Source organism: Pseudomonas sp., from assembly GCF_050739655.1.
In the GTDB taxonomy this organism is placed as follows: domain Bacteria; phylum Pseudomonadota; class Gammaproteobacteria; order Pseudomonadales; family Pseudomonadaceae; genus Aquipseudomonas.
Map to the genome: position 1 here is coordinate 17,669 of NZ_JBOIBY010000458.1, position 9,660 is coordinate 27,328.

Consider the following 9,660-nt stretch of genomic DNA (forward strand, 5'->3'; position numbering starts at 1 on the left):
GATCAACAATCCGGCTTGTCCGCCGTAAACCGCCGAGCCGGATTCACCGCCGCACCAAACTCACGCAACGCCTTCGCCCCAATCAACAACGGATAGTTGAAGTTGCTGCGATCCGTCAGGTTGACCTCGACCGTGCGCTTGACGTTGCCCAGGCACAATTCCAGATCGACCACCGGCCGCTTGGTCGGCGCGACCGTGCCCTCGTCCTCGTCCTCTTCGGAGCGAGTCTTGATCTTGCTGATCCGCGCGATCTTGTGTTCGTAGACCTTGTTGCTCGCACCCTTGGTGGCGAGGCGGAAACGTACCCATTCTTCGCCATCACGGGTAAAGGTCTCGATATCCGTGGCCGACAGCGACGCCGTCAGCGCACCCGTGTCCATCTTGGCCTTGAGCACTTCACCGCCGATTTCCGGCAGCGCGATGTATTCGTAACGCCCGTACAGGGTGGGCTCGGCGGCCATGACTGGCAGGGCGATGAGGGACAGCAGTGCGAGGAGGGATTTCACGTATTGGGATTCCATGGGCAATGGGCAATGGATAGCGCAATTTTAGACCGTTGTTCCGATGATCGTTCCCACGCTCTGCGTGGGAATGCAGCCCGGGACGCTCCGCGTCCCATCAGTGCATGACCAGAAACCGGCTGCGCGGCCGGCACGCGGAGCGTCCCTTGAGGCATTCCCACGCTGAGCGTGGGAACGATCGGTGGGCAGAGACTAACGGTTCAAACGTGAAACATTCGTCACCCACAATTTGGCCTCCCGCACGAAGCTGCTTATCATTACGCGCCCAAACGCTTTCAAGAGTCATCTATGCGCCGCCTGCTCACCGGCTGTTTCGTTACCCTGCTGCTGTTGCTCAACACCCTGGTCCTGATCGGGCCATTGCTGGTGTTTGCTCTGCTCAAGCTGATCCTGCCCGGGCGCTTTAGTGATTACGCCTCGTGGTCAGTGATGTGGATCGCCGAGACCTGGTCCGAGATCGACAAGCTGATCTTCCGCCTGTGCATCCCCACGCAATGGGACATTCGCGGCGGCGATGACCTGCGGCAAGACACGTCCTACCTGGTCATCAGCAACCATCAATCCTGGGTCGATATCCCGGCGCTGATCCAGACGCTGAACCGGCGCACGCCGTTCTTTAAATTCTTCCTCAAGAAAGAGCTGATCTGGGAGCCGTTACTGGGCCTGGCGTGGTGGGCGCTGGATTATCCGTTCATGAAGCGCTACACCAAGGCGTTTCTGGCCCGGCACCCGGAGCTGGCGGGCAAGGATCTGGAAATCACCAAACAGGCCTGCGAGCTGTTCAAGCGTCAGCCGGTGACCGTGGTCAATTATCTGGAAGGCACGCGCTTTACTGCAGCGAAAAGCGCTCAACAGCAGTCACCGTTCACCCACCTGCTCAAGCCCAAAGCCGGCGGTGTAGCGTTCGTGTTGGCGGCGATGGGTGAACAACTCGACGCGATTCTTGATGTGACGGTGGTGTACCCGCAGCAGAGAATTCCAGGGTTTTGGGATTTGATCAGCGGCAACGTGCCCAGGGTCATCATCGACATCAAGACCCGTGAACTTGCGCCGGCGCTGTGGCAGGGCGACTACGAAAACGATCCGGCGTTTCGTGAAACGGTCCAGAACTGGGTCAACCAGCTCTGGACCGAAAAGGACCAGCGCATCGACGCATTGCGCAGCGAAAGCCGCCGCTGATCAAGTGCCCAGGCCGGTGCTCAGGCCAGTGCCCCAAATTCCGCCGAGGCTTTGCAACAGCGAGCCGGTAACCCCTTGCTGACCGAGGTATTGCAGGAGTATCGGGGCAAACAGACCGATCATGCCGGTCTCCATGCCCAGTGCGCTGAACGCGTTGTTCAGGTCGTTGGTGTTCTTGACGTTGCCAAGGGCGTTGTCCAGCCCTGCAGCCTGGCTATTGGAACCCAGCAAACCGGCGATCACGCCAAGCTGGCCACCACTGGACAGACTATCGATGCCCGGCACGCTCGTCGTCAGTTCAGAATAATCGGTGGGGCTGAGCTGGTTCTTTGCCAAACCCAACATCGCCCCGGCGCCACCGATCATTTGTTGCGGTGTCAGGTTCAATTGGCTGAGCGCGCTGAACAGATCCGCGGTCTGCGGAGTCGGCGCCGCCTGGGTGGCCACATCATCGCTTTTCCCACCCGCAATGGCAGTGATCGCATCGCCCAGGCTGAACTGAGCGAAAACCGGGCCGGCCGCCAGAGTCATGAGCGATGCCAGTACAAAACCGCGTGAAACCTTCATCCAGACGCCCCCAATAAAAAACCGCCCGGAAATGGGCGGCGCAAAGCTGTGCGTTGGACTGGCGAGCCCGAACATTGTTCCCCGCCCCCGCCCAGATCATCTGTAGGAGCGAGCTTGCTCGCGAGGGTCTTAAACGATAACGCTCGCTGCCTGATACCCCACGGCGTCCTGCTATTTTTCGCGAGCAATCGAGCGTCGACCGGCTGCTCCTACAGGATCCAATGTTTCCGAGCGTTGTGCCACTATCAGATCTGCTAGGTAGGCAGCCCCGAGCGTTTGCGCCAGAGTAAACCCTGAATCGGCAAACTTATTCAGGAAGGTCGGTCATGCAGCCTAATCGCCAAACGTTGCTCTGCCGTTACCACTACGACCCGTTGGATCGATTGGTTACTTGCACACCCACCGCACAAACCAGTACCCAGCGCTTCTACCTGAAGAATCGCCTGGCCACCGAGATCGAAGGCGCCACACGACGCTCGATCATGCAGCACGACGACCAACTGCTGGCGCAGCACCAACATCAGGGCAACGCCGTGGAAACACGCCTCCTGGCAACCGACCAGCAGCGCTCAGTATTGAATGTGCTCGATGGGGCTCAGAGGCACCCTTTGGCTTATTCCCCCTACGGCCACCGCCCATTGATTAATGGCTTACTCAGCCTGCTCGGCTTTAACGGCGAACGGCCGGATCCGGTGACGGGGTGTTATTTGTTGGGGAATGGCTATCGGGCGTTTAATCCGGTGTTGATGAGGTTTAACTGCCCGGACAGTTGGAGTCCGTTTGGAAGGGGCGGGTTGAATGGCTATGCGTATTGCGTGGGGGATCCAGTGAATCGGAGGGACCCATCAGGGCATTTCGGTAATCCTTGGAAAGGTTTATTGAATTTATTAAAACTTAGAACACCTAGTGTGACGCGAGCCAACATAGCATACGAAAAAGCCATGCAGATGGACTCACCTCAACCTGCCGCAACAACGCTCCCTAGAACACCCGGCACGACATCCTCTTCGATTTATTCAAACGCCGGAGCGGAAAGTTCTCCAGACCCGACGGCCTCCGGCTACGCAAGTGTTCAACCGTATAGCAGTGTCGACACATCTATCGCCCCTTCTATTCCTCATCGCCCACCACCTGGAAGTTCTCGATCGGGATCTCACTTCTCGATTCAGAACACCGATAGGTTACCCACTGGAAGGTCCATTGAGGATCTCAAAAGTTGGATCGACTCAACTAGTGGAATGCCTAATGAAGAAATGACGGCGACAATGCAGGTTTTACCCACCGGATACCCTACGTCGGCAAACGAGCACATCGCCATCCAATTTGCAGGTCAACGCATTAGCCGCAACATCCGCGAAAACGCTAAGACCTACAAGCAAGGATTTTTCCTGACGCCCCTGGATGACTTGCGCAAAAAATTCTTTGAAAAAAAAATGTCTCAACTCAGAAAGAAATAGCCGAAACAGCAAGACACAAAAACGGCGGCCCGAAGGTCGCCGTTTTTTTTACCTCAAGACTTACGCCGCACTAAACAACTTATGCGGATCAATCACAAACTTCTTCGGCACGCCCGCATCAAACTCGCCATAACCCTCAGGCGCCTGATCCAGGCTAATCACCTGCACACCCACCACTTCAGCAATGTTGATGCGATCCCACATGATCGCCTGCATCAGTTGGCGGTTGTACTTCATCACCGGGGTTTGACCGGTGTGGAAGCTGTGGGATTTCGCCCAGCCCAGGCCGAAGCGGATGCTCAGGCTGCCCATTTTTGCGGCGGCGTCGACGGCGCCTGGGTCTTCGGTGACGTAGAGGCCAGGGATGCCGATTTTGCCGGCAACGCGCACGACGCCCATCAGGGAGTTGAGCACGGTGGCCGGGGCTTCGTGTTTGACGCCGTCGTGACCGTGGCCGCGAGCTTCGAAGCCTACGCAGTCAATGGCGCAATCCACTTCAGGTTCGCCCAGCAGTGCGGCGATCTGTTCGTGCAGCGGCGCGTCCTTGGACAGGTCGACGATTTCAAAACCCTGGGCCTTGGCGTGGGCCAGGCGGATGGTGTTGACGTCGCCGATGATCACAACCGCAGCACCCAACAGGCGCGCTGAAGCGGCAGCGGCCAGGCCGACAGGACCGGCACCGGCGATGTAGACGGTGCTGCCTGGGCCAACGCCGGCAGTCACAGCGCCGTGGTAACCGGTTGGCAGGATGTCGGAGAGGCAGGTCAGGTCACGGATTTTTTCCATGGCCCGGTCGCGGTCCGGCAGTTTCAACAGGTTGAAGTCGGCGTACGGCACCATCGCGTATTCGGCTTGGCCACCGGTCCAGTCGCCCATGTCAACGTAACCGTAAGCGCCGCCAGGACGAGCCGGGTTGACGCTCAGGCACACGCCCGTGTGTTGCTCTTTGCAGGAACGGCAGCGCCCGCAAGCCACGTTGAACGGTACGGAGACCAGGTCGCCGATTTTCAGGTTCTCGACGTCGCTGCCCTTCTCGATCACTTCACCGGTGATTTCGTGGCCCAGGACCAGACCGGTTTGAGCAGTGGTACGACCGCGCACCATGTGCTGGTCGGAACCACAAATGTTGGTGGAAACCACGCGCAGAATGACGCCGTGCTCAATCTTCCTGCCGCGCGGGTCCTGCATTTTCGGATAGTCGATTTTCTGTACTTCGACCTTGCCAGCGCCGAGATACACCACTCCACGATTGCCAGACATGCTTTCACCTCGCTGTTGTTTTTATGTAGTGCTCGCGTCGCCAGGGAGCGGCGGCGCGTTGATTGCTCGGGTATAGATGCTGTTTCTTGTGTTGCCTGTTATGGCCCTATCGCCAGCAGGCTGGCTCCCACAGTGGATCGGGGGTGAGTTCAGGATTTGTGAACGACACAAAACCCCTGTGGGAGCTGGCCTGCCAGCGATAGCGATCTAGAGAACGACCGTGCGATTGGCGTTCAAAAACACTCTTCTTTCGATGTGATACCCAACAGCCCGCGCCAAAGTCAGGCCTTCAATGTCGCGCCCCTTGGCGATCAGGTCTTCCGGATAATGACTGTGATCCACCACCTCGACGCCTTGGGCGATGATCGGCCCTTCGTCGAGGTCGTTGTTGATGTAGTGCGCCGTGGCGCCGACCAGCTTCACGCCCTTGTTGTAGGCCTGGTGGTATGGCTTGGCGCCTTTGAAACCGGGCAGCAGGGAGTGGTGAATGTTGATCGCCTTGCCGTCGAGTTTGCGGCACAGCTCGGGCGACAACACCTGCATGTAGCGGGCAAGGATCACAAGCTCGGCGCCGGCCTCTTCGATCACCTGCAACACCTGGCGCTCCTGGGACGGTTTGTCGTTCGGGTCCAGGGGGAAGTGGTAGTAGGGAATCTGGTGCCAGTCGGCCAGCGGCTTGAGGTCCGGGTGGTTGGACACCACCGCTGCCACGTCCATCGACAACTGGCCGATGCGCTGGCGGTAGAGCAAGTCGTTGAGGCAGTGATCGGCCTTGGAAACCATGATCACCACTTTTGGCCGATAGTGCGGCGCGGTCAGCTCGAAGATCATGCCAAAGGCTTGGCCACGTTCTTGCAGACCGGCGCGGAAGGACTGCTCGTCGAAACCGTCCGGCTGGCGGAATTCCACACGAATGAAGAAACGGCCCGAGAGCCGATCATCGAAGGAGTGGTGTTCGGTGACGTAGCAGCCCTGCTCGAACAGAAAGCGGGTCACCGCGTCCACGGTGCCGAGTACGCTGGGGCAGTCGGCGGTCAGGATCCATGTGTCTGGGGCGCGGCTCATATTTTTTCCTCTGTTCGTTCCCACGCTCTGCGTGGGAAGACCGCCATGGACGCTCTGCGTCCGCTCTTGGGACGCGGAGCGCCTCTTTTTAAGGACGCGGAGCGTCCCGGGATGCATTCCCACGCGGAGCGTGGGAACGATCATCCGTCAGGCCTGAACGCTAAGCCCGTACTCGGCCGACGCGTCCTGCAGCCACAACCACCAGTAATCCGAGAAGCTGCGACGGATCAGCAGTTCCCAGGTGTCTTCGGCAGTGTGGCGGATCACCAGTTGCGACTTGGCGAACACGGTGCCAACGGCCTTGCCCACCGGGAAGCTGTTGGGGTGCACGTCGTAGCTGGTGGACTTCATCAGCACCTGACGCACGTTCGGGCCGGTCAGCTCGAGGATCTGCTGACCACCGCTGACGTTGACGATCTGAATGTGCAGATCGCCCAGCGCCTTGCGCAGTTTTTGTTCGGCGGCGAATTCTTCACCGCTCGGCACGATCAGCAGCCACTCGTCCGGACCCATCCATTGCAGGCTGGTTTCGCCTTTGACGATGACGGTCAGTGCGCCCGGCAATTCGATGCCCAGGGCCTTGTGCACGCCAGCGGCAAACGCGGCGTCATGACCATCGCCACGGATGGTCAGGTGGCCAAGGAGTTTTTTCTCGCGCACGGTCACGCCGGCGCTTTTGCGACCCTTGCCCACCAGGCTGGCGAGGTCGGCGTGATGCAGCGACGACTCGGCCTTTTCCCCGGTGGTTGGGCGTTGTTGGTAAACATTGGCTGCGGTCATAAAGCACCCTTTCTGAATTCTGTGTTCTCTGTGGGAGCTGGCTTGCCAGCGATGGCGGTGTGTCAGTCACAGTTGTTTTGTCTGGTCTGACGCCATCGCGGGCAAGCCCGCTCCCACAGGGACTGTGGGGTTAAACGTTCTGGCGCTCACCCTTCGGATCGAAGAACACCGAAGAAACGATTTCTGCCTCGATCACGCGGCCGTCCGCCAGTGGCGCAAACACGCGCTCACCCATGCGATTCAGGCCGCCCTTGACCACGCCCATGGCAAACGAATAGCCCAGGGAGTTGTGCAAGTAACTGGAAGTCACATGACCGACCATGGTCATCGGGATCGCCTGCTTGGTGTTGAACACCAGTTGCGCGCCTTCCGGCAGCCACACATTCGGATCAATCGGCTTCAGACCCACCAATTGCTTACGCTGATCACGTACGCAGTCTTCACGGTTCATGCCGCGCCAGCCGATCCACGAGAACGGTTTGGTGCGACCGACACACCAGCCCATGTTCAGGTCGTCCGGGGTCATCGAGCTGTCGGTGTCCTGACCGACGATGATGAAGCCCTTCTCGGCCCGCAGTACGTGCATGGTTTCGGTGCCGTACGGAGTCAGGTTGTACTTCTTGCCGGCGTCGACGATTTTCTCGAGCACGCCCATCGCATAGTCGGCCTGCACGTTGACTTCGTACGACAGTTCACCGGTAAACGAGATCCGGAATACCCGGGCCGGCACGCCACCCACCAGACCCTCTTTCCAGGTCATGAACGGGAACGCTTCGTTGCTCAGATCAATGTCGGTCACTTCGCTGAGCAGCTTGCGGCTGTTCGGTCCGGACAGGGTCATGGTTGCCCAGTGATCCGTCACGGAAGTGAAGTACACCTTCAGGTCCGGCCATTCGGTCTGCTGGTAGATTTCCAGCCACTGAAGCACGCGAGCAGCGCCGCCGGTTGTGGTGGTCATCACGAAATGGTTGTCGGCCAGGCAGGCGGTTACGCCGTCGTCGAACACCATGCCGTCTTCTTTACACATCAGGCCGTAACGCGCCTTGCCCACATCGAGCTTGGTCCAGGCGTTGGTGTAGATGCGGTTGAGGAACTCACGCGCGTCCGGGCCCTGGATGTCGATCTTGCCCAGGGTCGAAGCGTCCAGCAGGCCGACGCTGTCGCGCACGGCTTTGCATTCGCGCTTGACCGCGGCATGCATGTCTTCACCGCTCTTCGGGAAGTACCAAGGGCGCTTCCACTGACCGACGTCTTCAAACTCGGCGCCGTTTTTCAGGTGCCAGTGATGCAGTGCGGTGAAACGCACCGGTTCAAAGATGTGCCCACAGTGACGACCGGCCACGGCGCCGAAAGTCACCGGTGTGTAGTTCGGACGGAACATGGTGGTGCCCATCTGCGGGATGGTCACGTTCAGCGAACGGGCGGCGATGGCCAGACCGTTAACGTTGCCGAGCTTGCCCTGATCGGTGCCGAAGCCCAATGCGGTGTAGCGCTTGACGTGCTCGACCGACTCGAAGCCCTCGCGGGTTGCCAGTTCGATGGCAGCGGCGGTGACGTCGTTCTGCAGGTCGACGAATTGCTTCGGTGCCCGTGCGGTGCTCTTTTCATGAGGCACCTGGAACAGTGCCAGCGTCGGCTCTTCCAGACGCGCCAAGGCTTTTGGCAAGGTCGCTTGGACTGCGGCAAAACCGGCTTCGCTGGCAGCGCGCACGCCCCCTTCGAAACCATCGGCCAGCGAATCGCCGAGACCGTAGACGCCGTTGATGCCACCGACGCACACGCGTTTCTGTGGTGCTTCACCCGGTACGAAACCGAGGATGTCTTCACGCCAGATCGGCTTGCCGCCCAGGTGCGAAGCCAGGTGAACGATTGGGCTGTAACCGCCGGAGCTGGCGATCACGTCGCAATCGAGCCATTCGCCAGGGCTGGTGACCTTGTGGCCCTTGACGTCGATTGCCGCAACGCGAGCTGCAGTCACGCGCTTGCTGCCACGGGCCTCGATCACGGCACTGCCGGTGAGGATGCGGATGCCTTTGGCGCGAGCTTCTTCCACCAGCGCACCACGAGGGTTGCTGCGGGCGTCAGCGATGGCCACCACTTGCAGGCTGGCATCGAGCCAATCCAGAGCAACGCGGTAGGCGTGATCGTTGTTGGTGGTCAGCACCAGTTTCTTGCCCGGTGCCACGCCGTAACGACGAACGTAGGTCGACACAGCGCCGGCGAGCATGTTGCCCGGCACGTCGTTGTTGCCGTAGACCAGCGGACGCTCGTGAGCACCAGTCGCCAGCACAACACGCTTGGCGCGAACGCGGTGAACGCGCTGACGGACCTGGCCAATCGGAGCGCGATCGCCCAGGTGATCGGTCAGGCGCTCGTGAATGGTCAGGAAGTTATGGTCGTGGTAACCGTTGACCGTGGCGCGCGGCAACAGCAGCACGTCCGGGGTGTTCTTCAATTCGGCAACGACGCTGGCAACCCATTCCACCGCAGGCTTGCCGTCGAGGCTTTCGCGGGAGTCGAGCAGGCTGCCGCCGAACTCTTCCTGCTCATCGGCGAGGATTACACGTGCACCGCTGCGCGCAGCTGCCAGTGCAGCAGCCAGACCTGCAGGGCCAGCGCCGACGATCAGCACGTCGCAGTGCTGGTTCATGTAGTCGTAGGTGTCCGGATCGTTTTCGGTCGGCGAGCGGCCAAGACCTGCGGCCTTACGAATGTACTTCTCGTAGGTCATCCAGAACGATTGCGGGTACATGAAGGTTTTGTAGTAGAAGCCCGGTGGCATCAGCTTGCCGCCGACCTTGCCGAGAATCCCCATCATGTCGTTGTTCACG

General features: G+C 59.7%; 8 protein-coding genes. 2 read left to right on the plus strand and 6 right to left on the minus strand.

The features are described from left to right. Nucleotides 1-2: 2 nt before the first annotated feature. Complete coding sequence (locus ACRESJ_RS21930) at nucleotides 3-506, minus strand: ATP-dependent zinc protease family protein (protein ID WP_431759782.1); 504 nt, start codon at nucleotides 504-506, stop codon at nucleotides 3-5. A gap of 303 nt (nucleotides 507-809) precedes the next feature. On the opposite strand from ACRESJ_RS21930, the gene ACRESJ_RS21935 reads away from it, so the two are divergent. Further along, nucleotides 810-1,700 (plus strand): acyltransferase, encoded by an 891-nt coding sequence (locus ACRESJ_RS21935; protein WP_431759783.1) that lies wholly within the window; start codon nucleotides 810-812, stop codon nucleotides 1,698-1,700. Here the strand turns inward: ACRESJ_RS21935 and ACRESJ_RS21940 are convergent, their stop codons facing one another. Further along, the gene (locus ACRESJ_RS21940) at nucleotides 1,701-2,267 is read right to left on the minus strand and encodes a DUF2780 domain-containing protein (protein ID WP_431759784.1); all 567 of its coding nucleotides are present in this window, start codon (nucleotides 2,265-2,267) and stop codon (nucleotides 1,701-1,703) included. It abuts the gene before it with no gap. A 326-nt stretch (nucleotides 2,268-2,593) separates the two neighbouring features. On the opposite strand from ACRESJ_RS21940, the gene ACRESJ_RS21945 reads away from it, so the two are divergent. After that, on the plus strand, nucleotides 2,594-3,724 hold the full coding sequence (locus ACRESJ_RS21945) for an RHS repeat-associated core domain-containing protein (protein ID WP_431759785.1): 1,131 nt from the start codon (nucleotides 2,594-2,596) through the stop codon (nucleotides 3,722-3,724). 60 nt (nucleotides 3,725-3,784) lie between these two features. Here the strand turns inward: ACRESJ_RS21945 and fdhA are convergent, their stop codons facing one another. The 4 genes from fdhA to ACRESJ_RS21965 all read right to left on the minus strand — a co-directional run. Beyond that, nucleotides 3,785-4,984 (minus strand): formaldehyde dehydrogenase, glutathione-independent, encoded by a 1,200-nt coding sequence (gene fdhA / locus ACRESJ_RS21950; RefSeq protein ID WP_431759786.1) that lies wholly within the window; start codon nucleotides 4,982-4,984, stop codon nucleotides 3,785-3,787. A gap of 207 nt (nucleotides 4,985-5,191) precedes the next feature. Further along, entirely contained in the window at nucleotides 5,192-6,049 is an 858-nt protein-coding gene (gene purU / locus ACRESJ_RS21955) for a formyltetrahydrofolate deformylase (RefSeq protein ID WP_431759787.1), read from the minus strand. Between the two features lie 147 nt (nucleotides 6,050-6,196). Then, a complete protein-coding gene (locus ACRESJ_RS21960; protein ID WP_431759788.1) occupies nucleotides 6,197-6,829 on the minus strand; it encodes a sarcosine oxidase subunit gamma in 633 nt (210 codons plus the stop codon). A 130-nt stretch (nucleotides 6,830-6,959) separates the two neighbouring features. Then, nucleotides 6,960-9,660, minus strand: a 2,701-nt coding sequence (locus ACRESJ_RS21965; RefSeq protein ID WP_431759789.1) for a sarcosine oxidase subunit alpha family protein, incomplete at its 5' end; no start/stop codon positions are given.

What these genes read in the sequence shown, in the direction of transcription:
- ACRESJ_RS21935 (WP_431759783.1), top strand. Translation starts at nt 810, where the DNA reads ATGCGCCGCCTGCTCACCGGCTGTTTCGTTACCCTGCTGCTGTTGCTC.
- ACRESJ_RS21945 (WP_431759785.1), top strand. Translation starts at nt 2,594, where the DNA reads ATGCAGCCTAATCGCCAAACGTTGCTCTGCCGTTACCACTACGACCCG.
- fdhA (WP_431759786.1), bottom strand. Translation starts at nt 4,984, where the DNA reads ATGTCTGGCAATCGTGGAGTGGTGTATCTCGGCGCTGGCAAGGTCGAA.
- ACRESJ_RS21940 (WP_431759784.1), bottom strand. Translation starts at nt 2,267, where the DNA reads ATGAAGGTTTCACGCGGTTTTGTACTGGCATCGCTCATGACTCTGGCG.
- purU (WP_431759787.1), bottom strand. Translation starts at nt 6,049, where the DNA reads ATGAGCCGCGCCCCAGACACATGGATCCTGACCGCCGACTGCCCCAGC.
- ACRESJ_RS21960 (WP_431759788.1), bottom strand. Translation starts at nt 6,829, where the DNA reads ATGACCGCAGCCAATGTTTACCAACAACGCCCAACCACCGGGGAAAAG.